Genomic DNA, 23205 nt, shown 5'->3' on the forward strand with positions numbered 1-23205 from the left:
ACAATAAATTCAACCGGATCAGCCATTTGCGCTTCCTTCACCTGCAGGGTGCGAGGCAGATGGGGTTCACGTGCTTGATTCGTATGAGGATTTACCCTGAACGCGACTGTGAGGTCACGGATTCAGGACATTGACAGGCAACTTGTCCCCCACGCTGATTAATAAATGTTCCGAATATTCGTGATTTTTGAAGCGGTAACCTCTCGACACAAATGCTCATTTTTCCCTGAAACATCGACCACCTTTGACTGGTACATCAAAAACCCTCAACAACCTTGAAAGGTTTGCATGTCTGTTATTGGTCACAACGTTCATGGAGCGATCTTTGCCAATCTGGCTGGAACAGGATTTGGCGCATCTACCGATCCTGTGGTGGAAGCCATCTCTGGTTCTTTTGAAAACGACATTTTGTCCCCGGTGACTGGCTTGTTGGGTGGTGATGCCCTCGCCCCTGTCACCAACCTTTTGAGTGGCGCGGTCCTGGGTGGCGATGCGCTGGCACCCGTCACGGAGCTGCTGGGCGGCAATCTGCTGGGTGGCGACGTGCTCGCGCCCGTGACCGGCCTGCTGGGTGGCGATGCGCTGGCACCCGTCACGGAGCTGCTGGGCGGCAATCTGCTGGGTGGCGACGTGCTCGCGCCCGTGACCGGCCTGCTGGGCGGTGATGCGCTGGCACCTGTCACGGACCTGCTGGGTGGTGATCTGCTGGGTGGCGACGTGCTCGCACCCGTGACCGACCTGCTGGGCGGTGATGCGCTGGCACCTGTCACGGACCTGCTGGGTGGTGATCTGCTGGGCGGCGATGTGCTCGCGCCCGTGACCGGCCTGCTGAGTGGCGATGCACTGGCACCTGTCACGGACCTGCTGGGTGGCGATCTGCTGGGTGGCGATGCCACATCCTCACTCATTGACTTGGTTTCAGGTGATTCCCTGGCACCTGTGACAGACATTCTGGGAGCTGGCCCAGTGACTGAACTGCTCGACGTTGCGCTTTCGGTTGTTGAACAAGCAGTTGAAGTGGTGGGCGCCGTGCTCGAACCAGTCACCGGCCTTCTGGAAAGCATCGTTACGCCCATCTCCAGCACCGGGCAGACCGATGGCTCGGCCAGTGATGGGCTCTTGGGCGGTTTGCTGGGATAGCCCGCCAGGCCCACACGGTGGGCATGTAGACAGAAACCCCGTGGCTTCATGGGGTTTTTTTATGGGTTCGGGCCTACCGGCACACCCTTCTCTGCCTTCAGCATGAAACCACACCGGCCCAAGATCTGATCTCGATAGAAACCAAACTTGAAACTGGAATGCGCACTGGCAAGGTAGTTCATAGGCGGGATGGCCGGTGTGCATTGGTGCAGCTATCCCATGTTCGCCACAACAGAGAAATGGGATTCCAAAATGTCGTTCACCGTGTCGGCCGAGTTGGTCAGTGCCACCGAGAGCCAAGCCCTGAAAAGCTACCGCGACATTGCCTCTGACATACGTGTTGATCGAGACCTGGAGATCGACACGACAAGTTTAGAGCTGGACGGCCTGCAGGACATCATCCAGGCGGCGGCTGCAGTTGGTGACATCAAGGCAGCACGCGCGGCCGAGTCCGTCATGCTTGCCCGAAACGGGCGCTTCGACAAACCGGTTCCGAATTTCAAGGCCTTCAAGGGCTTCAGGCGCTGCGCCATGTTTCGCGTCATCAGGATGAAGACAACCGGGGTTGAGGCCGAGCCGGTTCAACCGGTTGAAGTTCTCGCCTGAGTCTTTCTTGATCTGCGGCGATCGCGACTGGATCACGTCGCCTTGATCTTCTCCAACGGCAACGCTCCCCCAACCAAACAGGCATTCGAGGTGCTCATGAAGATTCCGAATTTCTTTCGTCGCGTTTTTCGAAGTCAGAACCCTCCGCCTGAGCTTGAAGAATGTCCCGACCTTCAGCAAGCCTGGAGTCTGTCCGCGCGGCTTGCAGCCGTATCGGATCTCTACATTCTGATCGTCCCAAGCGATTTGGCCGCACTGATCAAGGAAGCCAAGATGCTGCACCCGGAGGTTGCTCACCATGCCATCCGTCGTGATGCGGCTGTGCGCGAATGGACAGATAGTGCCAAACAAAGTGAAAGCCCTTGATGCCCGCCCAGTAGGTGGTCATGGGAGCCCCAAGTCCCGACTTCGCCCAGCACCGAAAAGTCTAGGCATATCGGCTTGACTCTACCAGATCAGCGTTATACGATGTTATACACGCTTATACATTGATATCTTAAAGTAGAGTTACCCCGATGGACCCCAACAAAAACCCCTTTGCACCTGGCGCTGGCTCCCAGCCCCCAGAGTTGGCCGGGCGCGAAGCGATCATTCACGAGGCGCAGATTGCGCTTTCACGGGTGATACAGGGCCGCTCGGCGCAGTCCCAGATCCTGTTGGGCCTGCGGGGCGTGGGCAAGACCGTCCTGCTTAACCGGATTGAGCGCCTTGCCGAAGATACCGGCTACCTCACCTCCTACATCGAGGCACGCGACGACACGTCTTTGGCCGCCCTGCTCTACCCGCGTGTGCACCAGGTGCTGCGCAAGCTGTCCTTGATCGAGTCGGCAAAGGCCAAAGCGATTTCCGCCCTCAAGGGCCTCAAGTCGTTCGCAGGGGCCTTCAAGCTCTCCATCGGGGACGTTGCGATTGCCTACGACCCCGAGCCCGGCGTGGCCGACAGCGGCATCATTGAAGAGGACCTCACCGAACTGTTCTTGCTGGTCGGTGAAGCGGCTTCCAGCTCAAAGCGAGGCTGGGCCCTGCTGATCGACGAGGTGCAGTACCTTTCGCAAGCAGACCTCAGCGCCTTGATCGCAGCGCTGCACCGGGTAGGTCAGAAGAACCTGCCCGTGATCTTTTTCGGCGCGGGCCTGCCTCAACTCGCCGGCATGGCCGGTGAAGCAAAGTCCTACGCAGAGCGGCTCTTCACCTACCCCGAGGTCGGCGCTCTCAACGCAGAGTCGGCACAAAAGGCCATTCGCCAGCCCATTGAAGACGAAGGCGAGCTGATCGACCCCGAGGCCGTGGAGGCGATTGCTCAGAAGACGCATGGCTACCCCTATTTCTTGCAGGAGTGGGGTTTCCAGGCCTGGACCCATGCCAATGGCGAGAGCATCACGCTTCGCGATGCCGAAGCAGCAACCCAAGCCGCCCTGCGCCGGCTCGACGAAGGGTTCTTCAACGTCCGCCTTGAGCGTCTCACCCCGAAAGAGCGCGACTACGTGTTCGCCATGGCCCGCCTGGGCGATGGTCCGTACCGATCCACCGAAGTGGCCAATCGCATGGGTGAGTCGCCTCAATCGCTGGGCCCGCTGCGTGCGCGCCTGATCAGCAAAGGAATGGTCTACAGCCCGGCACATGGCGACATTGCATTCACCGTCCCCATGTTCGCGGATTTCCTGCGCCGCAACTTCCCCGACAACATGATCCCGCGGTCACCGAAAGACGAAAGCTGAAGGGAGAAAAACACGTGGCAGTCAAATGCACTGGCGCAGAGTTTCTGTGCTTTTACAACGACAAGGATTGGTGGTTCTCTGAGCAAGATGGCAACCTCAAACCCGGGGAAGAGCACACCTATTGGGAAGACGACATCCTGGTGAATGGCGAACCAACGGCAGAGTACGAGTTCGACTACGAGACCGGCATCAAGCCCACCGACTCGATCTCCGTCAGTGGTGGCGTCGTACTGGGGAAAGTGGTCGGCAAGGAAGGGCCGACGGTGGAGAGCTATCTGCGCCACTGGCTCAAGGCCAAGAGCACCACGTCGTTCGTCGTTGAGTGCGACAAGGCACTGACCGAGCAGATCCGAGACCTGATCACAAAGGCTGGCGGCAAAATCGCGAGATGAGCACGCATGAACAGATCCAAGCCCCCGAAGGTCCTTGAGGTCCGCCCAGCTGGTGAAGATCACCAGGTGGTCTCGCTGTCGGGTGGAGCCGGCCGCTACCGCCGCTCACCCTGCCCGGGTTGCCCATGGGTGGTTGCGAATGCCGGCACGTTCCCGACTGAAGCGTTCCGCCATTCAGCCAGGACGGCGGTGGACATGAGCCAGCACGTCTTTGCTTGCCACGAGTCGGGCGCTGCCCGGCCGGCTTCATGTGCGGGATTCCTTCTGCGCGGCGCCGAGCACAACTTGTCTGTTCGATTGGCTCAACTGCAGGACCGACTGGACCTGTCCGATGTTCGGGAAGACGGTCGTGCGTTGTTCGACAGCTACCGTGACATGGCCGTCGCCAACGGTGTCGGAGAAGACGAAGAATGCCTGCGCCAGTGCCGCTAGACGAGTCGGCGATCGACGCTGTAGAAGCGTATCTGCGCGCTCACGAACCGAGCTACTCCGCCTTCCGGCGCATCGATGGTGTTCTGTGCGCCCTGAACCGCTTCAATTTCACGACAGGACTGGTGGTTGGGCTCAACACCGACCACTACGAGCGACGGTACTGCTACGAGCACCAGCACGAAGCCCTTGAGGCGCTGCAAGCCTGGGACGGCCGCGGCCACCCCGGTGGCCCCTGGATCAAATGCAAGGGTGCCGGAATCGACCTTCTCAATCCCGCGCTCTGCGAATAGCCCTCGCGACCCACCTCTGCTGATTTTGACGGCCGCCCTGCCTTGGCAGGAAAGCCTTGAAACCGATGTGTTCGAGCACTCCTTTTGAACTTGAACTCCGGTCGTTCTGCCCTACGCTGTTCATAGGACAACACAGTCGCTGATGCGCCAGCGGTCGGCTCGATACAAAGTTGGGCTGCCGCCCAGGAAAGGACATAAGCATGAGCACCAAGCAAAGCATCAAGTCGCAAGATCAGACCGACGATGCTCCAGGATTCCATTTGTGGGAAGACTGCTTCGAAACCATGGACAACGCCGAAACGGCACCGGTGTACCTGCGATTTGAAGGGGTTTCCGTCGAGCTTGAAACGCAAAGAGCCGGCGCAAACGTGACGGTCACGCTGCCGCGCGATTTGGCTCGCGCCCTGGGTATTGTCGAGTGAAGCTCAATTCGGAGAAGCGAGCACTGGCAGTGCAGACGGGGGCGCAAGAAATCCGCTGGCGCGACGCCCCGGCTATCGCCAGGCGCTGCCTTGCCACGCTGCAATCTCAATGTCAAAAGGAAAACAATGAAGCTTGACCGCGATGTGAACCCCGACGGCCTGGGTAAATACGCCCTCATCAATCTGCGCAAGCTCAATGGCGCCAGTGGTGACAGTGGACCCTTCAATCGCTGGACGCCCGAGGTGGCCGATGCATTGCGCACACTCGAAGAGGCCGGTGCCCTCGAATGGGGGAAGACCGGCGACCCCGACGAGTTCTTCCCGATCAAGCTCAAAGACGAGAACGCGGCCTATGCCTTGGTGGCCTATGCATCTGCGGCTGCTCGCAAAGACCCTGAGTTCGGAGCAGCGGTGAACGAGCTCGCGCAACGCGCTGGCCAGAACAGTCCCTATTGCAAGACACCGGACTGATAGACCCGGTCAGACGCTGTGCTTTCTCAACGCAAGCACCGACGAGGAAGCACCTTCCGAATCAAACTTGATTTCGGCGGAGCGCATGTGACCATGTCAATGAGCCAACCCCTACTCGTGCTATGAACCTCTACGACGTTTTCCCATTCGATTCTGCCGACGTTGATCTCAAGCAGGCGCTGCGCTTGCTGAACGATCTGGCACTGCCCGAAGGACATCCCCGTCGTCATGTCCCTGCAGAAGAAATGATGCAAGACGCCCTTCGGTTGATCGCCCGGGCAGCTGCCGGGCTGGAAGAGTTCGGCATGGCCCTTGTTGAATGTGGGGTGGATGACAGCCCCGAGAACGGGCCAGTTCCCCGCTGCGCACCATTCGTCGTTGATGCCGAGGCCGTGGCCGCTTCTCAGACCATCTCCGCGGCGGCTACAACTCTCCGTGAGGCGTGGCAATTGGCTGGAGCATGTGTGCTCCCCAAGGATGCCATCGGGGCGTTGGAAGCGGCCTTTCCTGGGCCGTTCATGGACCGACTTGCCAACGAGCAGTCCGCGTTGGACACCTTTTGATTTTGAACATTGGGGGGAACAAAATGGACGCCTCACATTCAGAGTCGATCGGTTCGGCGACGAACACCCGCCGGGCCATCAGAATGCGAACAGACCTGCAGTCCTACCGCGACCGCGAATACGTTCAGCACTTCCTGGATGAGGCGCACTTCGATGCGTTGAACGCCCTCGATAGCTCCCAGGCATGCTGCCTGAGCATGGCCACGGCCGGGTGTCTCGATGCGCTCGAACTGGTTCCCGCCGGCAGCATGTGCAGCTTCAACGACAACACATTCGGGATCACCCACAGTGTGCGCGGAATGGACGCCGAAGAACTCGCCCGACGCGATCGCATCGCTGGTCTGCTGATCGACGCGCTCATCCAAGAGATGGGCGATGAATCTTCGAAAGGAAATTGATGTATTTGCGACTTCGCGCTGCATGCCCAGTCTGCGGCTGGACCCGTGGGCATGACTACGGTTGCCCCAACGATCCGCTGAATCCTTGAGCCCCCGCCCCTGAGCGCCAACACGCAGCACTTGTCTCTGCAAAATCCATGACCACCACCACCGACCAGAACCACACCCACCTACCTGGTGCGGTCTACCCCGTAGGAACGGCCTACTCGAATGCCGACTATTGCGAACGGGCCACGAACACGTTTTCACATGGGTTCCAGGTGTTTGCACAACACACCACGGGTGGCATCCCGACTGGCCGTCGATCAATCCTCAGCAACGAAGGAATTCTGTGCGGGCTGGACATGGCGCAACAACTGCGCGCCCAAGCCATCATGGATGCCTCACAAGACCTGCTCGACAGTCTCAGGGGACTGGTGGACATTGTGGAACGAGCTGGCTTGCTCAACCTCTCTCGCGGTGTGCAATTGGGCCAGACAGCTTGGTACGTGAAAGCTTCGGAGCAGATCGAGTGGGCCAAGTCCATCCTCGAAAAAGCTGAAGGTCACGAAGACCCAATCAATGCGCGCTCATGAGATTCAACCTCAGAAGAACACCGCCCGCATCGTTCGTTCTGCGCGAATGAACGCTCAATGAGCTGGCAGCGACGGTCAGGCCCTTGATCTCTTTGCCTGCTGCCGATGTGCGCTGATCCAGCCCGCGCAATTCAGCGACCACGGCAGTAGGGCAGCGGCCCTGCTCGCCCTGCCTCAAAGCTACATCCGAGGACGAATGTGAGAGGCAGCAGAACCAGTGTCAAAGGCAGCTCCGCAGGGCTCCTTTTGCAAGTTGATTCTGGATTTTGTGTGGCCATACTGGGTTTATGACCCAAGTCCCTTCACTCAACCCTGCGCAAGCCCGCGCGAACGATGCGGACGACCCCAACCTGAAGCGCCTGGAAGCTCGCAGCGCTCTGGAGCCCGGTCAATACTGGCGCCTGAAGACTTCGATCACCGTCAAGAACCCCCACAGCAGCTTCTACAGAGATGAGACGCTGCATGAGGGTGACATGCACCTGATCACCAAGCTCTTCGAGTTTGAAGGTGCCCTGCACTCGGTGACGATCCTGGAGCACCCACGAGAGGCCAACAAGGACCGCTTCGCCAACCATACGCTACTCACCGCCGACTTCCTTCAGGCCTTTGATCCGGTACCGATGGACGAGGCACTCGCCATACGCGCTCAGGAACAGGCCGATGTGATGAGTAAGGTGCAAGCCGTTCAGGAAGAAATGCGGCAGGCCCAGCTCAACCCACTGGCGCTGCCCGGCGTGCAGGAGGCGGCTCGCAAGGCGGTGGAAACCTTCGAGGCCAATGAAACGGCCCGCGTCCAGTCCGAGGTCAAGGACATGGTCCAGCGCGAGAGCGATCTGCGCCGCATCCACCGACGCGCCGCACGCCGCTCTGAAGCCAAGGGGAATCCACTCGCCGTGCGCAAGGCAACCATTTCAGATCGCCTGGACGTCATGATCAGCGAAGGCGTGACTTCCGATGGTGTGCGGGAACTGCAGCTGGAGGCCGGCCGCCGCATGGCGATCGCCGAGGTCACCAGCAAGTGGCTGGCCGAGCGGAGTGAGCGCATGTCCCGACTGCTGGAATGCATCACCCCCTACCTGGCCGAGCACGGACAGCTGGCGCTGGCCAGCGCACATGGTGCCATCGAGCGCGTGGCACAGATTGAACGCGGCATCACCTCGCTCAAGCTCTACACCGGTGATGGGGTCGTGGTGATCCCTGTTCGGGAAGGTGTTGATGCCCCCACCCATGAGCCCCTGACACTGGTTCAGGAGAAGCTGGCCATGGATGAAGAGTTGGCCGTTCATGCGGATGTCGACGATGAGTTCGATTGCACCAGCCAGGAGATCTTCTTCAAGCGACTGTCCACCGATGAACAGCTGTTGGACCAGATCCTGCCGGCGCCGCGCTGTGTGGTTTCCATGCAGATCACCCGCCGCGCCATCGAGTACGGGGAGCGCGTGAATCCATTCGAAGCAGTCGCCCGCGCTCTGGAGAACAAGCGGGTGTTCCTGCTGGTGCGCAACGGCCAGAACGTCCATGCGGTGTATTCCACTGAGCCCTCACACGAGGCGGCCAAGAGGCTGTTCCCCACCGAGGATGAGATTCACGAGCCGTTCAAGGGGATCGATGGATCCAGCATCGGTCTGCAGGATGTGGCTTTCGGCAAGGCTTCCGGCCGTTTTGAGGACCAGGCCCTGCACTACCGGCGCTTCCTGATCCTGCTGTGCGGACTGGACCACCGAATGAACCTCTTTGGCGAGTTCTGCCCTCCCGAGGAAAAGTCGAATTTCATGTCCCAGGCCTTCCAGCAGCGCTTCTTTCGGTTCCTGGAGAACGACGACCCCGGCCGCTTGATCGGCGGACAGACAGAAAGCGTGCGTGAATGGATGCAGCGCCACAACAGCCAGCTGCGCTCGGGTTCGCGTGTGGTGGTCCAAAGCGGCAGCACCCTGCGAGCAGCAGCACCGCACATTGCCCGGATGCGTGACCTGCAGATCGACCAGACCACGGTGCGCAAGGCCGCACTGATCGCTGGCGAGAAATCGGGCAACCTGTTCCTCAACATCCCGACGATCAAGGGCCTGTCCAAGTCCGGCACGGCCAGCGCGTGGCTGACCGGGCCTGACGCCTACAAGAACGACCGCTGGCACTCGTGGTTTCTCTGCATCGACCGCGTGAAGGTGGCCGAGGTGCGCCGCCACATCTACGACCGCAGCCAGCGTATCGGCTCCATCGCGTGGCTGCGCACCCTGCGAAGGGTCGAACAGCAGCTGGTGGCCGACGATGTGGCCCAGACCGAGCTGCGCGCGTACCTGCGCGAATCGGCGCTGGACGCCCAGGTGCACACACCCGCATCGGTGGACGAGGCGATCGACACCGCGGTGGCCACCTGGCGGGCCGATCACCGTGGAGCCCCCGCGCCGGCACTGGGGGAGGCCAAGGCCGTCGAGCAGCTGCTGTCACTGATTTTCCCGAAGGGCTACCTTACGGGCTCTCTGCGCCCCATCATCGATGCCCTGTGTCAGCGTGAGCACCTCCAACCGTTGATGCTCACTCGAACCGGCAAGAGCCAGTTTGCGCTGTACAGCTTGGTGCCCGAGGCAGACAAGACGTCCTACAGCACGGGTGTTGCCTGGGGATGGGTGCGCCGGCACCTGATCAAGGTCGGCCGCGACCGCGCCAGCCTGGGCTCATCCTCGACCGTCTGGCTGCAGCACAAGACGCTGGAAGCCACTGAGGAAATCGTGATCCGCTGGCCAGAACTCGACGCATGGGTGCATCAAGAGGCCGAGCCATGCCGACTGCCGACGCTGGCAAAGATCAAGGCGGCGATAGCGGATGGCCAGCGCGTGATCGAACAAATCACACAGGCACGCGATCTGGGCAGCGGGCTGGACGAAACCTTGTTGCACGGATGGCTGAATGAAGTCAGCAAGCAAGCGGCGCGGCTTAGCTATTCGCAAACCGCATATCTCTCCATCCCGCTGGGTGTGTACCAGCCCAAGAAAAACAGTCCACCAGAGATCCTCTATGCGCGCAGCACGCTCTACGAGATCGTCCGCAGCCACGGAACCGCGCAACAGAAGCTGCGGGCATCTCAAACAAAGGGCATGCGCTCCAATTGGTCGCGTGGTGAACTCGACAAGACCGATCCGATCCACTGGCACCCGGTGACCAGCACAGAGTTCTTCGGCGTGTCTGTGGACCTTGGTGGTCGGGTCAAGGGAAGCACCGAACCTGCATGGTCCAAGGTTCAGACCCATAAGCCGGGTGGCTACAGCCGCAAGATGCGCAATGACCGTTGGCGTGGTGGATCTACCCGGGCGCAACGCCGCGAGGCTGGCGGCGAGCCCTGGCACGAGAGCAGAAAGGTGGCGGTTTCCTGGAATCGGGCCATCGACGCATTGATGGGCATCCAGCCTCTTGAACGCCGCACTTTCTACAAAAATGTTCAAGAACGCGTTGACAGGATCTGGGGCGGCATCACCTCCAACCGCGATCAGATCGCCCAGCAGCGCAAGGCTGAACGCGATCGCAGGTTCGAACCTGCGCAGCCCGCCGCCATCGAGCTTGCCGCTTGCCTCTGGGACCCGATACTCGGACGCTCCATCGCGAATCGATACCTGTGCGCCAGAGCATCACTTTCAAAGTTGATTTTGTAGCGCTGCGCTGCATGATGGGTGCATAGACCAGCACCGAAGAAGATCATGCTCACAGACGAACAAACTGCCGTGGTGAATGCCCCTTTGCGCGGCATCCTCAAGGTCAAGGCCTTTGCTGGCACCGGTAAAACCACGTGCCTGGTACACAAGGCGCAGCGTCACGCAGCTGAAGACGGCTGTCGTGGGTTGTATGTGGCGTTCAACAAGTCGGCGCAGACCGATGCCCAAGCCCGCTTTGGTCAAAGTGCGATCTGCAAGACGGGGCACGCCCTGGCCTTTCCTCGATTCGGCCAGAAGTACAAGCACAAGCTGCGCTCCATGAAGCCCCTGGAGGTCATCCAGATCACAGGACTGGTGAGCGAGTTCACCGAAGCCCGCATCCTTCTCGATGCCGTCAACGACTGGTGCATCAGCGATGCCATGGAGTTCCCGAGCAAGATCCGCCTGGGTGAAATGGCCAACCGCATCAGCCCGGTGCGAGCAGCCCAGCTCAACGTGATGGCCCGCCAGCTCTGGGATTTGATGTGCGACCCGGAGAGTGCGGTCCCCATGCCCCACGATGGCTATTTCAAGCTCTTCCAGCTCTCCCGCCCTCGCCTGCCGGGCGACTACCTCATGGTCGACGAGTTCCAGGACACCAACCCTGTGATGCTCGATGTCATCCGACGCCAGACTCAGCCGATGATCGTTGTGGGCGATTCCCACCAGTCGATCTACGCTTTCCGAGGCGCTATCAACGCCATGGAGACCTTCAAAGCCGATAAGGAGCTGGCCATCACGCAGAGCTTTCGATTCGGCGAGAAGGTGGCCCGCGTTGCCAACGCGCTGCTGGACATCAAGCGAGAGCCTCAACTGCTGATCGGCCTCGGTCCCAGCACGGCGTTGAACTGGAACGAGCAGCGCCGGCCCGTGGCGAAATCCATCAGCATCATCTCGCGCACCAACGCAGGCCTCTTCGGTCATGCGGTTGAAGCCATTCGTTCCGAAAAGTCGCTGAGCTTTGTCGGTGGCGTGCTGTCGTACAACCTGCACAAACTCTCCGATGCCCGGCACATCGCCAACGGGAATTTCGCGGCCGTGCGTGACCCGTTCCTGCGCTCATTCAAGAGCTACTGGCAGCTTCAAGAATACGCCGATGAGGTCGAGGACATGGAGCTCATGCGCCTGGTCAAGACCTGCGACGAATACGGCGATCAGATCTTCGAGCTGGTCGACGCGATCCATGCCAAGGCACGCACCGATCTTGACGCCCAAATCATCCTCTCCACGGCGCACAGGTGCAAAGGGATGACTCTTGAGCACGTGGTGATGGCCGACGATTTTCCGGCCATCGTTGAGGACGATGAACTCGTTGATGAACTGGACCTGCAGGAGATCAACCTGGCCTATGTGACTGCGACTCGGGCAGTGCACTCACTCACGTTGAACGCCACCACGAAGGACTATCTCTTGTGGCGGCATGACCGTTTCGGGCCCGTGCAATAGCGCCCCTCAGACATCAGCGCAAGCGCACCCGTGACGCTGATCGAATTCGTCCCGACCATGCCAATTCGGTGGAATGAGGTGGTCGACACCTGCGGCAAGCTGAAACCCCCTCATTTAGTGAAGCTTTCGTAGGAGGAACCGCAAGCTGACATGCGACGCTTGGTGCATCTCCAATCTCCGGCGACTTCCCCCATGCAGCATACGTACCCACGATTGAATCGTCTCACCAACGAAACAAAGGCTTGGCTGGCCAGCCTAGAGCGCTACACGCATTTGAAGTCAGTGGGCTGGAACGGAATCACGCCGCGAGGACACGAACTCGAAAAGTGGGTTCAAAAGCAGCGCACGCTGCACCATCAAGCCAAGTTGCTGCCCTGGAAGAAAGCGGCCCTCGACAAAGCAGGGTTTGCCTTTGTCGCTCCTCGAAAGAGCAAGACCCCTACGGATCAAGACCATGCCCGAAATCTCGTGGTCTTTTTCCAACTGCATGGTCACTACGCACCAACCCAGACGGACGGTGGTGCGGCTCTTACCAAATGGTGGGGCCGCTTTCGCGACACAAACGGTCAGTCAGGTCTCACCACCGGGAGCAAGGAGTCGGCGCTCGAAGCGCTCCAGATTCTCAAGTCTGGAATTCCAGAGTTTGTCTTCGATGGTGCTTCAAAGTCACAGATCAATGAATCCAAGGGCCTCACCTTCAATGGCTTCAATCCGAAGCAACCTACGCATGAAATCGATGCAGATCTACTGATCCATTCGAACATGAAAAAACTGCCGCAACTCCTATTGGAAAGAGTCAGCAGCATCGAAAAATCTGCCGGAGCCTTATCTGTCATCACCAAGATGCTTCGACGTGCGGCACTGTTTGGTCAGGTTCTTCGAGTGGAAATTCGCGAAGGCGGCGATACAGACCATTCATGGCTCGTCGATATCGAACTCTTCAAGCGGGACGGGGTTGATCGAATTCGCACCACCGTCTCTTCAAATCCAGTTAATGTGAACGATATTTATAGCAGCCTTATTCTCAGCGATACAACCCTAATCGGATACTATGACAATCGAAGTCGATATGGTTGCATATCAACCGATCATCTTGGGAGACAAGTGATTATCAGCTACGACGCGATTCTTGGCGATCAAATGTCGAGCCTCACCAAAAGAAAAAGCAAATTAATGCCGAGCACTGTGTATATGGTGAAGCCGCGTCCATTGGCTATTCAATCACTCATTGATGGGCATCGACGAAGAATGTCAGCCACGACCACGGCTCACATCCAATTTCTGCGAAATATGAACGACTTGATCTCAAGAATAAAGGCACATGGGAAAAATGCAGGACTCGTTCACCTGAAGTGGAATGACAAGGGATACGCATACAAGTTCATGGAGCATATGATTCGAAAATCACGTGATATGTCCCTCAGTTTTTCACACGCAGAGCAACTTCATTCAATCAATGTCACATGGGGGAAAGAGAGAATCCAATGCGCTGATCTATTTGGTCCAATCTTGCATCCGCAAGATCAACTACCTGTGTAGTCCGTCCATCACCTGGGGGTTTGTTTCATCTGGTTCGATATTTCTCTCCAAAATTTCCGAAATAGAATGACCGATATCACACCATGACCTCAAAAGGAGTACCTCATGAGCAATGACGTTGAACCTTCATCGACCATCACCCAACCCGAGTACCACGCCTGGAAAAAGGAATTCAAGCAAGACCGCGGACGTGATCCAACACCCTACGAAGCTTGGGTTGCCGGTGTTGAGCACGGTCGGAAGCCTCCCCTGCCCGAATCGGACATGAAGCGGATCAGAGAGGTCTATGGCGAACCTGTTTTTCAGGTGCCGCCACCAGGCTCTCGCCCCAAGAATGGCTGAAACGCACCCGTTCATCCGGTGATCGAAAGCACTGCCGCGGTGCTCGCTTTCACCTCTTCGCGCTGATCAGAACGAAGTAGAGTGGTTTTTTTCTGCTTCGGAGTCACGATCATGCGCACCATCAAACCACTCTTGGCCGCGGCCCTTTTGCTTGCGGCTCTCAGCAGCCATGCCAACGAGGCCGCCTGTGGCGTTCTGCTGTGCATGTCCGACGCCAGCAGCACCTCGGCACCCCACCAGTGCAAGCCGTATGTGGAGGCCTACTTCGACATTCGCGTGTACAAGAAGGGCACCTTCAAGACCAAGTTCGACCCGGTTCGAACGGCCAAGAAGCGCTACGAGATGATCTTGGAGCACTGTCAGGATGCCCGCCAGAGCGACCGGGACCGCATCCACGCGAAATTCGGCATGCTCCAGTGGTCGCCATTCGTGTTCAATTGATTTCGCATTTGCGATAGCGAATCGTTGAGCGATCATGAATGTCACATGAAAGTACAAGCCTCCCTCTCCAAGCACGCCGCTGATCGCATTCGCGAGCGTTTGAACATCGAAGACCCCATTGCCGACTTCCAGAGCATTCGTCGCTTCTCCAACGAGACGGTGTTTCTCAAACAGGGCGACTGGAACGACAACAAGCTGGTGAATTTCCGGCTGTGCTACTTCCCCAGTGGCGATGTGCACGCCGTGCTGGTCACTGAATCGAACATCCAGGATGGCATCGCGATTCACCACCTCGTGATCACCGTCATCACGGTCGACATGTTCGAGGAACGCAACGGACCCATCGCCAAACTGGACACCTGTCGCGCGGCGCAGGCTCGCCTCGGTCATGTCGCCTACCGCGCCTGGTCGGCCGCCCGCTATGGCTGCACGCAGCGCATCAATTCGGGCCGCCTGCATGTCTACTTCAAAGACAGTCGCGCCGGGATCACGGCCAAGATTCGACGGCCTCTGTGCGAGGGCTTCCGGCTGAACGAGCCGTATGAAGCCTCACTGGCACACCCGGGCGCACTGAGTGCTGTGCACCAGGAACTGGCCAAGTTCGGCCGCCGACTCAACGATCGGCTGTACATGCGCTTTGACAGCGAAGTTGGTCCCTTGAAGATGACGGAGTACGAGGCAAGCCCCTGCCCCTATTGCGGGATGGAACCTCTGCCAACCGACACACCGGCCACACACAGTGACAAGCCCTCAAAGGCCATGTGACCGGCCCAGCAGCTGATACCGAGCCCAAAGCTCACCATCCAAAGTTACCCCCCGGATACCTTGCTGCCATCCCCTGAAGGACGAGGTATGCCGCAATTTCCAATCCAAGTTTTTTGCCCATGACGACTGAAGATCTCGACCGACTCATCGATGTACTTTTTGCAGACCTGAAGCTGGAAATGCCCGGCGCAGACGATCCGACGGACCCTCAGGAGGCCCTGGCAAGGTACCGAGAAGCTACCTCGAAGTACCCAGGTGGCATGTCTGCTCATCAGGACGAGCATGTCATTCGGTCGAATATGTTTCAGTCCATCCAGATGGAGGTTCGATCCGGCTGGCTGACCCAGGGTCACTTTGAGCGGCTGCTGAAGCGATTGAGCAAGAAGGAGGGGCGCGACGAGTATCTTCAATGGCTGGCGCAACTGCAGGCGCACCGTGCTCGACTCGCGCAACAACAGCATCGGAATTCGAGGAAAGAATACAAACCGCTGTTCAGCAGCAAGCAGGAACAGATCCTCTCATTCCTGCAACAAAAGCCCTCCGGCCCCGGCCCCTTGGTGGAGGAGTTCAAGCAGCGTGAGGACGTGCGAAAGCGCGGCATCGACCTGACGCACGCCCTCATCTACGAGTTTGAATGGGGATTCGTCACACAGCAGTCGGAGATCTACGACTTCTATGTTTCGCATGTGTGGCGCCACGGCACCGAGAGGTACATCGACCGATTCCTCTCGGGCTGGAAGGAGGAAGTCGACCACGAGGTGGAAGCCAAACGCATCCAAACCTGGGGCGACTTTCTGATCAGTTTCGATGACGGCATCAGCAATTTTTCCTGCCTCAGCCTTGGCAACCTGGTTGGTGGCGAGAAGGGGCGCAGCTGGATCGGGCTGGAGTTCCTGGTTCGGATATTCCCTGTTCTTGCGGCCAAGGTCATCGACCCCAAGTACAAGTTCGCGCGGGACTGGCGTTGCGTCTGAGCCCCCAAGGAGCCGCCTGCTGAAGCCTTCGGGCTCAGCAGGTGTTCTTAGATTCGCTCTCTTCCTGTTCGATCAGGTGCTCAATCTTCAGGCCCGCCAGCTGGCCCAGCACTTGCTCACGACAGCCCGGCCAGCGCTCAACGAGTTCACTCAAACTCATTTTTTGCTCGATGCCGTCCATTGAGTCGATCACGGCGGTACCCACCACCTTGGATCGGCTTGATCGCGGAATGTAGTCGGTGCCCTCCTCGTCCGGCCGTGGTGCCGGATTCGCCCAGATCTGGCAGGTGATAGCCAGTACGGAATCCAGAATCAGCGTCGGCCCGATCCGCCCACCCAGTGGGTTCATCGACTGAGGCCTGGCATAGCTGCCGTAGTAGGCCCCTGTCGCGTGGAGATCGTTGTGCCCCATCGCACCCGACACCTTGAGCATGGCATCCTCAATATCCGCTTTGGGCATTTGATTTGCCTGGCCGCCCAGGGTGGGAGGGACCACGCCCTGCAGCAACAGCGTGAGTTCGGCGTACTCGGCCCGCGCCCCGTGCCCCGTCACACCCAACTCTGTCTTGGTGAGCCCCAGGCGCTTCATCAGGTAGTAGTAACGGTTCTCCGCAGCCTTGAGAGTCATTTCTGGCCACCCAAGGTACTCGCTCTTGCGGCAGGCCTTCTTCGCCATCTCCAATGCAGCTCGCTGGGACTGACCGAACTCGCCATCCTCTATCGGGATTTGGCGGTACTTCCCGTTCTTGCCCACGTTGTCGGTGATCTCCAGATAGGTCGTTTTGTCAGCCTTCCAGGGCTTGATCAGCAGCATTTCCTTTTTGCGCAGGCCAAATGTCAGGCCCAGGGCGAGCATGGCCGCGTGCCGGAAATCCTCTGCCATCGCCGCGCGAATGATCCGGCCGGCGTCCAGGCCGTTGCCTGTCCAGCTCTTGGTTTTCTCGGCAATCGTCTTGACCTTCACGGCCGCTGGATCCACGTCGGGCAGAAACTGCGCGACCCCATTGCCCCGGGCCACCATGTCTGGCTTGCCAATCCAGCCACAGAAGATGCGCACGCGGCTGAGCTGGTTCTGCATGGTCTTCTGCGAGATTCCATCGCGCCACCAGTCCTGCACAACGGACTCGATGTGCGTTCGCCGCAGCTGACTCGCCCCCTCAATGGCAAAGCCGAGCTTGTGCAGGCGCCGGCAGAACGCTGTCATCACCTCGTGGTTCTGCCGAAAGGTGCGTTCGCTGGCCACCTTCCCGTTCGTCCGCTCGCGCCCGTGGTGGTCGATCACTTCAGCAACGCTGGTGATCAGGTTCTTCAGGGCTCGGCTGTCGGTAGGTAGAAATTTGGGTTCCATACCTGAATATTGCCCGCCCGTGCGAGGCCGCAGCAGTTGAAAGCTCACCCAACCGCCATTTTTCTGAAATTTGACGCGCACGAAATCTGCTTCATGCTTGCTCCATGTCCAACCCCTGCCTACCCTCCATGAAAACCCCCTGCAGGCGCCCGTGGTGCCGAACACAGCAGAGCGCTGGCTTCACGCTCATTGAGCTGATGGTGGTGCTGGTGATCATCGGCGTGCTGGCCGCGCTGATCGTGCCCAACGTGCTTGACCGCGCAGACGATGCCCGTGTCACGGCCGCCAGAACCGATGTCAACAACCTGATGCAGTCGCTCAAGCTGTATCGGCTGGACAACCAGCGCTACCCCACCAGCGAGCAAGGCCTGGGCGCCCTTCTCGTCAAGCCCTCGACCAGCCCGGTACCAGCCAACTGGCGACCCTATGTGGAGAAGCTGCCCGCCGACCCTTGGAATCGGCCGTACCAGTACCTCAGCCCCGGGGTTCATGGCGATGTGGATGTGCTTTCGCTCGGAGCCGATGGGCAACCGGGTGGCGAAGGCCGCGATGCCGATGTCGGCAGCTGGCAATAGAAGGAGCCCCCATGGAACACCGCGTTCAACTCTCACTGACTCCACAACAGGCCGACGCTGTGACCGCGGCGCTGGACCTCTACTCGCGCGTGTGCACCGGCCAACTCGAAGAGCTGTCTGAACTGGTGAGAAAGGGCATCATCCCGATGCTCGGTCCGGACAGGACGGGCCTGGCTCCGAGCGATTCCGCTGCCATCGCGGAAATCCATGTCCGGTACCTGAAGCGAGGCTTGGGATTTGATCCTGGGGTGAGCTTGAATATCTTCAACCGGGACGTCCACGCATCCGGCCACCGTGCCTACGAGGTTCTGAAGGTCCTGGAGAAGGCGGTAGCTGAACACCGAGACCCGGCGCCGGCGTTTCGCAGCACCCGCTACGATGGTCTGAGCGTGCGTTGCACGAACGATCCAGTCCCCGTGGCATGGGTTCAGGCAAGGCCTGTTTCCGATGCCCAAGGGAGCACGCCATGACCACAGCCATGATCTTTTGCCCGCTGCGCAGGGCCTTTCACGGCGCTGATCTCATTCGCATGGGTTTCACGCCTGATGGCTGTGCCCACGCGACGATGATCAAACGCAGTTGCGATCAGACGATCCTGGCCGAAGCCCAGTGCATCGACGGCGTGTCGTGGCGTGTTCGGCCCTACGCGACCTGTTGGAGTCTGGTCCCCTGAATCATGTCGAGGTCGCAGCGTCTCGACATCGAGTGTTTTGCGTCTCGCTTTCGCAGTTTCTTCCCTTTGAAATCGAGCTAAGCTTTTTAAGCAACAGCTCAGGAGGCTCAATGGGATTAATGGACCGCGACTACATGCAAGAGCGTCACAGAAGAAGAGAAACCCAGCCACATCGAGGTGAAACCAACGGCTGGACGCCGCTGAAGATCATCGGGTGGACCGCAGTCATAGGTACAGCGGTTTTCTTCTCGGCCAAGTACTTCATCAGGCTGTCCTTTGGCATCCCCTTTCCTCTTCCAGGGCAGGTGCTTTGGTACATCAATCCACCCGTTGCCGCCGGCTCGAAGCTCACCATCAAAGCGCCCCTAATGGGCGACGAGCTCTATGCCGTTTCGATCGATGAGGCTGGGACAGGGAGACGAATTGGTCTCGTGCCTTTGCGCAAAGGAGAGGTTGCGCGATTGACCATCCCACTGGGCGCTTATCACTTCCTCTTCGCCAGCGGAACAACTTGGTACGGCCCCATCGAGCTCTTCGGCGTGACAGGCAAGAGATCAAAGACGACCGCTCCCCTGCATTTCTACCGGGTTGGCAACCAGACATTGGAGCACACCATTGACCTCACCCAGCGTGTCAATGGAAACCTGCCAACAAGAGCCCTCATTCCATTTGAAAAGTAGGCTGCATGAGCCCAATCCCTGACCTATCCACACCAACTGCAATGACGGGTCCCGTGGATGTTGCAGCGAGCCTGCTCATTGCCCATGAGGGCCTTGACGAGTCGCAGGCCCGAGCGAAGGCACAGCAGCTGCTCGACGGTACGGCCCAGCCGGCACAAAGCCCCCCGCTGGAGCTCGATCTGGCGATGCTGGTGAAGCAGCTGGTACAGGTTGTTCGCCTCTCTCATCCGGACAGCGCCCTGGCCACGCGCGCCATGGACTTTCTTCAACGCCACGGTCTTCTCGGCAGTCCCTTGCGCGAACAGCTCGCCACAGCCGAGATGTGCGAGAACCATCGCCCTTCGAAACTGGTCGACGACTTCATGGAGGACGTCGGCCTTTTTGCGCGACTGTACCCCCCACCTGGTGCTGTGGAACAGCCGACCAGCTCACCAGACCCGGATGAGCCGCACCAGCCGGTGGATGGTGCACCGACTCTCTCAAGAGCAGAAGGAGCGATGGCGGCAGCGATCGACGTCCTGCAGGCCGCTGGCTTCGCGCAGGATGGCGCGACACGCACCGAGGTCCTTCGGATTCCAACGAAGCGCAGCCCTGTCTACGGCCGTTCCGGTGGCGAGCTGGTGAAGCTGGGAGGACGAATGCGCTTCTCGCAGGCCGGCACTTCCGTCAAGGCAACGGTGGGCAAACGCACGGTGGCCATCTACCGGATGGAAGGTAGTGGTCTGGGCGGCGTGGTGGGCATCGCCACCTTCGATACCAGCGACCTGGATCGGCTCAAGGAGGTGCTTCAGGCGCTTGGCTGAGCGTGGGTGCTGGGTCGAATTCCCGTACAGCAGCTATTGAATTGGACCGGTGATAGAAGTACCCCGAGGAGTTGAACAAAGAATGAAACTATTTGCTGCATTGGATGCGGTCGGGGCGGTACGGTTCGTTGGGGAGGTTGAGAGAGGCAGCGCATGCGGATGCTTTTGTCCGGTATGCGCGAGCCCGCTTGTGGCCAGGCAGGGCCAGCTCAAGGAATGGCACTTTGCCCACGAGGCGTCGCAGGAGCGCGTCGAATGTGAGGTCGGTGCGTTGAACATGCTGCGCAGGGTCACAGCAGAAATGCTTCTGAGCAAACCCCTGCCTGTGCTTTCGGACTACAACCAGTTTGTCACCGGAAGATCGCCGTCGCAGGTTGTCACCGGGGTTGCGAGCTGGGCCGCTCAGATCGTGCCAGATGGTCTGTCATGGGATGTCCGCGGCACGCTATCACAGCCATTTCTGAGTGGGATGCTGACCACGGGCGTTCCCTTCGATGCGTTCATCCTTGTCAACGAACAGTGCCCCACGTTCCCGCCGGCCACCGATCAGGAGCGCGCTCACCTGGTCTACTGGCTCGCTACGCCCGTGCACTCGGACTTTCTCAGGCGCACCGACCTGGAGCAGCACATCGGCCGCGCTGGCCGCTGGATTTGGCGCTCACACCCTGAATACCAGGGCTTGGTCGCTGCTGCCCGGCACAAGGCCCAGCAGCAAGCCGAAGCTGATGAAATCGCCCGGATGGACTGCCGCGCGAGGATGCGCGAGGAGTGGAACCGGCAAGAGCTGCGCTCCAGACAGGAGCGAGATCGTTTTGATGCCGAGTGGCAGGCCCAGAAGGCGGCAAAGGACGCCAACCTGCCCGACAACACGGTTCCGTGGGCACCCGATCGAAAGCCATATAGCTCGTTTCTGTTCTACCAGCTGCGCGACGGACAGGGCAGCTGGGTGATCTACCAGCTGTTCGATGGCTCGTACCGGATGGTTCCCCTACCCGAGTTCGATGGCTGGGACGAAGCGATGCCGCCATCGGTGGGCATTCCCGAAGTGGATGCAGAGGCTTACCGCACACCGGAGCTGATTGCAGCCATGAGCTACCTGGCGGCCAGAGCGGAACAGGTCAGGACCACCAGCAGCGCCAGCGAAATCGAGCAGCTTGCCGGGGTGGGTGGATTCGATACGGCGCCTTCCGCCGGCGAGCGTTTTGAGTTGTGAGAGAAGGGCAGGCGCTTTCGCATCCGGTGGGGTTGGTAGCGGATTGATTTGTGGCTCCTTTGCCGTAGGGTGGTTGTCATGAATCTCGCATCGCTTCTGAGCATCCCCCCACTGTCGAAAATTCAGGTCTCATCCAAGGCGGTGATTCGCGACGCGAGCGCATTCGGAGCACCGATGGTGTTGCCGTTCTGGTATTTCCAGTGTGAATGGGAATGTCTGCTGGAGCTTCGATCCCCTGGTGGATACATGGCCCGGGTATCACCGCTGGACGTGTGCGACGTGGTTCTGGCAGATCCGCTGATCGTTGACGCCATGCCCCGTGTTCGCTTCTTGCAACGGCTCTCCCTGTCGCCGCAGGAGCGCCTGTCCAGCCACGGGGCACACCTCTATGAACCCGCTCATGTGATGTGGGTAGCGAAGGACAAATGGGGTCGTGTCGATGCCGTGCACGTTCGGTTTGTCGACGGAGCCTTTAACGATGTCCCCGGGCCCATTGCCTGTGGTGTGTCTGACGAAAGCCGCGCATTCCTGAACACCGTTGCAAAGCGCGATCGCCTGCCCGTCGTGAAGTGTCGTGATCGCGCGTCTTCTTGCTCCCTCTCTCGCGAACGCCCCGAGTATCGGAAGGCCAGGCAAGACTTTTCAACGCTGGTGCGATCTTCGGTGAACGTGATTCAACCGTCGGCTGCAGGTCACGTTTCAGCTTGACCATCTCTGTCTCTCGAACCCATGGCCCGCAGCGCCCAATGCGGGAGGCAACAGGGCGACGGCGATAATGGATTTTCCGAGCTGGTCCAAATCACCCTTGAACCAGTCCCGCAGCGCTCTATGGAGTCACGAATGGCCAATTTCACCGACGCTCTCAAAGCGGAGATCGCGCGTCTGGTTCGCAAAGAAACGAAAACAGAATTCGAGCGGCTGCGCAAGTTGTCGGCCAGCCACCGAAGCGAAATCGCGGGCCTCAAGCGCGACATCAAATCGCTGCAATCGCAGGTCAAGGCTCTCACCAAATTCCGCCCGGCAGCACCCACCAGCCCCATGGCAGCAGCTAACGTTCTGTCAAAGCCAGCGCGCAACTTCGGCCCTCAAACGCTGATTGCCCTGCGCAAGAAGCTGGGCGTTTCCCAGGAGGGCATGGCTTTGCTGCTGGAGTGCTCTGCCCTATCGATTGGCCGCTGGGAGGCGGGCAAAGCGGTTCCGCGCCGCGCTCAACTGACGCGGATCGTCAAGGCGCTGGACCTCAGCAAGGAAAGTGCCGCTGCACATCTGGAGCAGATCAAGCAGTCCAAAGCCTAGGGCTTCAGCTGACATCGCCAGCTGCTCGCACGCCAGTCTCGAAATCCCGCATCTCCACCCCCACTGCAAATCGCATGTTGGCGGACATCTGCCACGCTGGATCGACACAACAGTTGATGAAGAACAAGCACCACCACACGCGATCTGAATTTCTGTCCTCACAGGCGCGACAGCTCTCAGATGTGCGTTACCGCGATTTGTTACGGCAGGCCGGCGCCTACTTTTCAGCCTCAGAAGAGAAGGCCCTCTCAAAGCCACCATCTGACCCCGACAAGGGCAGGAATGACGCGATCCGTGAGATTGTTGAGGCCATGCATACTCACGGCATCACGGTCGAAGACTTGGCTTGAGACACGGATTGCCGCCAGTCGACGGCGTGTACTAACACTCGTCCACCATGCCGGCGAAGTCGCGTACGAA

29 protein-coding genes are annotated in these 23205 nt (G+C 59.3%); 28 read left to right on the forward strand and 1 reads right to left on the reverse strand.

The window, feature by feature from the left end; all coding sequences use genetic code 11:
• Window positions 1-408: 408 nt before the first annotated feature.
• The 19 genes from F3K02_RS12400 to F3K02_RS12490 all read left to right on the forward strand — a co-directional run bounded on the left by F3K02_RS12400 (window position 409) and on the right by F3K02_RS12490 (window position 16197).
• Window positions 409-1140: a hypothetical protein gene (locus tag F3K02_RS12400; protein WP_218179451.1), complete on the forward strand. Its 732-nt coding sequence runs from the start codon at window positions 409-411 to the stop codon at window positions 1138-1140.
• A 219-nt stretch (window positions 1141-1359) separates the two neighbouring features.
• Complete coding sequence (locus F3K02_RS12405) at window positions 1360-1746, forward strand: hypothetical protein (protein WP_177135942.1); 387 nt, start codon at window positions 1360-1362, stop codon at window positions 1744-1746.
• Window positions 1747-1788: 42 nt separating this feature from the next.
• On the forward strand, window positions 1789-2112 hold the full coding sequence (locus F3K02_RS12410) for a hypothetical protein (protein WP_177135943.1): 324 nt from the start codon (window positions 1789-1791) through the stop codon (window positions 2110-2112).
• A 149-nt stretch (window positions 2113-2261) separates the two neighbouring features.
• On the forward strand, window positions 2262-3464 hold the full coding sequence (locus tag F3K02_RS12415) for an ATP-binding protein (RefSeq protein ID WP_177135944.1): 1203 nt from the start codon (window positions 2262-2264) through the stop codon (window positions 3462-3464).
• A 14-nt stretch (window positions 3465-3478) separates the two neighbouring features.
• A complete protein-coding gene (locus F3K02_RS12420; RefSeq protein ID WP_177135945.1) occupies window positions 3479-3856 on the forward strand; it encodes a hypothetical protein in 378 nt (125 codons plus the stop codon).
• A gap of 6 nt (window positions 3857-3862) precedes the next feature.
• Window positions 3863-4288 (forward strand): DUF6283 family protein, encoded by a 426-nt coding sequence (locus F3K02_RS12425; protein ID WP_177135946.1) that lies wholly within the window; start codon window positions 3863-3865, stop codon window positions 4286-4288.
• A complete protein-coding gene (locus tag F3K02_RS12430) occupies window positions 4267-4578 on the forward strand; it encodes a hypothetical protein (protein ID WP_177135947.1) in 312 nt (103 codons plus the stop codon). Before F3K02_RS12425 ends, F3K02_RS12430 begins: the two co-directional genes overlap by 22 nt.
• Window positions 4579-4778: 200 nt before the next feature.
• Window positions 4779-5000, forward strand: coding sequence for a hypothetical protein (locus F3K02_RS12435; protein ID WP_177135948.1), 222 nt, complete (start codon window positions 4779-4781; stop codon window positions 4998-5000).
• 126 nt (window positions 5001-5126) lie between these two features.
• Window positions 5127-5471: a hypothetical protein gene (locus tag F3K02_RS12440; RefSeq protein ID WP_177135949.1), complete on the forward strand. Its 345-nt coding sequence runs from the start codon at window positions 5127-5129 to the stop codon at window positions 5469-5471.
• Between the two features lie 122 nt (window positions 5472-5593).
• Entirely contained in the window at window positions 5594-6034 is a 441-nt protein-coding gene (locus F3K02_RS12445; protein ID WP_177135950.1) for a hypothetical protein, read from the forward strand.
• 23 nt (window positions 6035-6057) lie between these two features.
• A complete protein-coding gene (locus F3K02_RS12450) occupies window positions 6058-6432 on the forward strand; it encodes a hypothetical protein (RefSeq protein ID WP_177135951.1) in 375 nt (124 codons plus the stop codon).
• Window positions 6433-6569: 137 nt separating this feature from the next.
• On the forward strand, window positions 6570-7007 hold the full coding sequence (locus F3K02_RS12455; RefSeq protein WP_177135952.1) for a hypothetical protein: 438 nt from the start codon (window positions 6570-6572) through the stop codon (window positions 7005-7007).
• 287 nt (window positions 7008-7294) lie between these two features.
• Window positions 7295-10651: a hypothetical protein gene (locus tag F3K02_RS12460; RefSeq protein ID WP_177135953.1), complete on the forward strand. Its 3357-nt coding sequence runs from the start codon at window positions 7295-7297 to the stop codon at window positions 10649-10651.
• A gap of 45 nt (window positions 10652-10696) precedes the next feature.
• Window positions 10697-12136, forward strand: coding sequence for a UvrD-helicase domain-containing protein (locus F3K02_RS12465; protein WP_177135954.1), 1440 nt, complete (start codon window positions 10697-10699; stop codon window positions 12134-12136).
• A gap of 192 nt (window positions 12137-12328) precedes the next feature.
• On the forward strand, window positions 12329-13675 hold the full coding sequence (locus F3K02_RS12470; RefSeq protein ID WP_177135955.1) for a helicase associated domain-containing protein: 1347 nt from the start codon (window positions 12329-12331) through the stop codon (window positions 13673-13675).
• Window positions 13676-13780: 105 nt separating this feature from the next.
• Complete coding sequence (locus F3K02_RS12475) at window positions 13781-14017, forward strand: hypothetical protein (RefSeq protein WP_177135956.1); 237 nt, start codon at window positions 13781-13783, stop codon at window positions 14015-14017.
• A 111-nt stretch (window positions 14018-14128) separates the two neighbouring features.
• Window positions 14129-14458, forward strand: coding sequence for a TrbM/KikA/MpfK family conjugal transfer protein (locus F3K02_RS12480; RefSeq protein ID WP_177135957.1), 330 nt, complete (start codon window positions 14129-14131; stop codon window positions 14456-14458).
• A 45-nt stretch (window positions 14459-14503) separates the two neighbouring features.
• Window positions 14504-15223: a hypothetical protein gene (locus F3K02_RS12485; protein ID WP_177135958.1), complete on the forward strand. Its 720-nt coding sequence runs from the start codon at window positions 14504-14506 to the stop codon at window positions 15221-15223.
• A gap of 119 nt (window positions 15224-15342) precedes the next feature.
• The gene (locus F3K02_RS12490) at window positions 15343-16197 is read left to right on the forward strand and encodes a hypothetical protein (protein ID WP_177135959.1); all 855 of its coding nucleotides are present in this window, start codon (window positions 15343-15345) and stop codon (window positions 16195-16197) included.
• A gap of 34 nt (window positions 16198-16231) precedes the next feature.
• Here F3K02_RS12490 and F3K02_RS12495 read toward each other — a convergent pair whose 3' ends face one another.
• Entirely contained in the window at window positions 16232-17626 is a 1395-nt protein-coding gene (locus F3K02_RS12495; RefSeq protein ID WP_177135960.1) for a phage integrase N-terminal domain-containing protein, read from the reverse strand.
• A gap of 47 nt (window positions 17627-17673) precedes the next feature.
• Here F3K02_RS12495 and gspG point away from each other — a divergent pair, with 47 nt between their 5' ends.
• From gspG to F3K02_RS12540, 9 genes are all read left to right on the forward strand, one after another.
• The gene (gspG, locus tag F3K02_RS12500; RefSeq protein WP_177135961.1) at window positions 17674-18120 is read left to right on the forward strand and encodes a type II secretion system major pseudopilin GspG; all 447 of its coding nucleotides are present in this window, start codon (window positions 17674-17676) and stop codon (window positions 18118-18120) included.
• Between the two features lie 11 nt (window positions 18121-18131).
• A complete protein-coding gene (locus F3K02_RS12505; RefSeq protein ID WP_177135962.1) occupies window positions 18132-18590 on the forward strand; it encodes a hypothetical protein in 459 nt (152 codons plus the stop codon).
• Entirely contained in the window at window positions 18587-18793 is a 207-nt protein-coding gene (locus tag F3K02_RS12510) for a hypothetical protein (RefSeq protein WP_177135963.1), read from the forward strand. Before F3K02_RS12505 ends, F3K02_RS12510 begins: the two co-directional genes overlap by 4 nt.
• Before the next feature lie 119 nt (window positions 18794-18912).
• Window positions 18913-19473: a hypothetical protein gene (locus F3K02_RS12515; RefSeq protein ID WP_177135964.1), complete on the forward strand. Its 561-nt coding sequence runs from the start codon at window positions 18913-18915 to the stop codon at window positions 19471-19473.
• Between the two features lie 53 nt (window positions 19474-19526).
• Complete coding sequence (locus F3K02_RS12520; protein WP_177135965.1) at window positions 19527-20276, forward strand: hypothetical protein; 750 nt, start codon at window positions 19527-19529, stop codon at window positions 20274-20276.
• 82 nt (window positions 20277-20358) lie between these two features.
• Complete coding sequence (locus F3K02_RS12525; RefSeq protein WP_177135966.1) at window positions 20359-21489, forward strand: competence protein CoiA family protein; 1131 nt, start codon at window positions 20359-20361, stop codon at window positions 21487-21489.
• Between the two features lie 78 nt (window positions 21490-21567).
• Window positions 21568-22197: a hypothetical protein gene (locus F3K02_RS12530; protein ID WP_177135967.1), complete on the forward strand. Its 630-nt coding sequence runs from the start codon at window positions 21568-21570 to the stop codon at window positions 22195-22197.
• A 132-nt stretch (window positions 22198-22329) separates the two neighbouring features.
• On the forward strand, window positions 22330-22785 hold the full coding sequence (locus tag F3K02_RS12535) for a helix-turn-helix transcriptional regulator (protein ID WP_177135968.1): 456 nt from the start codon (window positions 22330-22332) through the stop codon (window positions 22783-22785).
• 74 nt (window positions 22786-22859) lie between these two features.
• On the forward strand, window positions 22860-23135 hold the full coding sequence (locus F3K02_RS12540; protein ID WP_218179452.1) for a hypothetical protein: 276 nt from the start codon (window positions 22860-22862) through the stop codon (window positions 23133-23135).
• The last annotated feature ends 70 nt before the right edge of the window (window positions 23136-23205 follow it).

The organism is Hydrogenophaga aromaticivorans (assembly GCF_013387465.1).
Taxonomy (GTDB): Bacteria; Pseudomonadota; Gammaproteobacteria; order Burkholderiales; family Burkholderiaceae_C; genus Hydrogenophaga; species Hydrogenophaga aromaticivorans.

Excerpts from the sequence above, each read along its gene's own strand:
- F3K02_RS12460 (WP_177135953.1), top strand. The coding sequence starts at position 7,295 with ATGACCCAAGTCCCTTCACTCAACCCTGCGCAAGCCCGCGCGAACGAT.
- F3K02_RS12440 (WP_177135949.1), top strand. The coding sequence starts at position 5,127 with ATGAAGCTTGACCGCGATGTGAACCCCGACGGCCTGGGTAAATACGCC.
- F3K02_RS12535 (WP_177135968.1), top strand. The coding sequence starts at position 22,330 with ATGGCCAATTTCACCGACGCTCTCAAAGCGGAGATCGCGCGTCTGGTT.
- F3K02_RS12490 (WP_177135959.1), top strand. The coding sequence starts at position 15,343 with ATGACGACTGAAGATCTCGACCGACTCATCGATGTACTTTTTGCAGAC.
- F3K02_RS12485 (WP_177135958.1), top strand. The coding sequence starts at position 14,504 with ATGAAAGTACAAGCCTCCCTCTCCAAGCACGCCGCTGATCGCATTCGC.
- F3K02_RS12450 (WP_177135951.1), top strand. The coding sequence starts at position 6,058 with ATGGACGCCTCACATTCAGAGTCGATCGGTTCGGCGACGAACACCCGC.
- F3K02_RS12445 (WP_177135950.1), top strand. The coding sequence starts at position 5,594 with ATGAACCTCTACGACGTTTTCCCATTCGATTCTGCCGACGTTGATCTC.
- F3K02_RS12505 (WP_177135962.1), top strand. The coding sequence starts at position 18,132 with ATGGAACACCGCGTTCAACTCTCACTGACTCCACAACAGGCCGACGCT.
- F3K02_RS12540 (WP_218179452.1), top strand. The coding sequence starts at position 22,860 with ATGTTGGCGGACATCTGCCACGCTGGATCGACACAACAGTTGATGAAG.
- F3K02_RS12480 (WP_177135957.1), top strand. The coding sequence starts at position 14,129 with ATGCGCACCATCAAACCACTCTTGGCCGCGGCCCTTTTGCTTGCGGCT.
- F3K02_RS12525 (WP_177135966.1), top strand. The coding sequence starts at position 20,359 with ATGAAACTATTTGCTGCATTGGATGCGGTCGGGGCGGTACGGTTCGTT.
- F3K02_RS12455 (WP_177135952.1), top strand. The coding sequence starts at position 6,570 with ATGACCACCACCACCGACCAGAACCACACCCACCTACCTGGTGCGGTC.
- F3K02_RS12430 (WP_177135947.1), top strand. The coding sequence starts at position 4,267 with ATGCCTGCGCCAGTGCCGCTAGACGAGTCGGCGATCGACGCTGTAGAA.
- F3K02_RS12515 (WP_177135964.1), top strand. The coding sequence starts at position 18,913 with ATGGACCGCGACTACATGCAAGAGCGTCACAGAAGAAGAGAAACCCAG.
- F3K02_RS12530 (WP_177135967.1), top strand. The coding sequence starts at position 21,568 with ATGAATCTCGCATCGCTTCTGAGCATCCCCCCACTGTCGAAAATTCAG.
- F3K02_RS12470 (WP_177135955.1), top strand. The coding sequence starts at position 12,329 with ATGCAGCATACGTACCCACGATTGAATCGTCTCACCAACGAAACAAAG.
- F3K02_RS12405 (WP_177135942.1), top strand. The coding sequence starts at position 1,360 with ATGTTCGCCACAACAGAGAAATGGGATTCCAAAATGTCGTTCACCGTG.
- F3K02_RS12435 (WP_177135948.1), top strand. The coding sequence starts at position 4,779 with ATGAGCACCAAGCAAAGCATCAAGTCGCAAGATCAGACCGACGATGCT.
- F3K02_RS12415 (WP_177135944.1), top strand. The coding sequence starts at position 2,262 with ATGGACCCCAACAAAAACCCCTTTGCACCTGGCGCTGGCTCCCAGCCC.
- gspG (WP_177135961.1), top strand. The coding sequence starts at position 17,674 with ATGAAAACCCCCTGCAGGCGCCCGTGGTGCCGAACACAGCAGAGCGCT.
- F3K02_RS12465 (WP_177135954.1), top strand. The coding sequence starts at position 10,697 with ATGCTCACAGACGAACAAACTGCCGTGGTGAATGCCCCTTTGCGCGGC.
- F3K02_RS12510 (WP_177135963.1), top strand. The coding sequence starts at position 18,587 with ATGACCACAGCCATGATCTTTTGCCCGCTGCGCAGGGCCTTTCACGGC.
- F3K02_RS12425 (WP_177135946.1), top strand. The coding sequence starts at position 3,863 with ATGAACAGATCCAAGCCCCCGAAGGTCCTTGAGGTCCGCCCAGCTGGT.
- F3K02_RS12475 (WP_177135956.1), top strand. The coding sequence starts at position 13,781 with ATGAGCAATGACGTTGAACCTTCATCGACCATCACCCAACCCGAGTAC.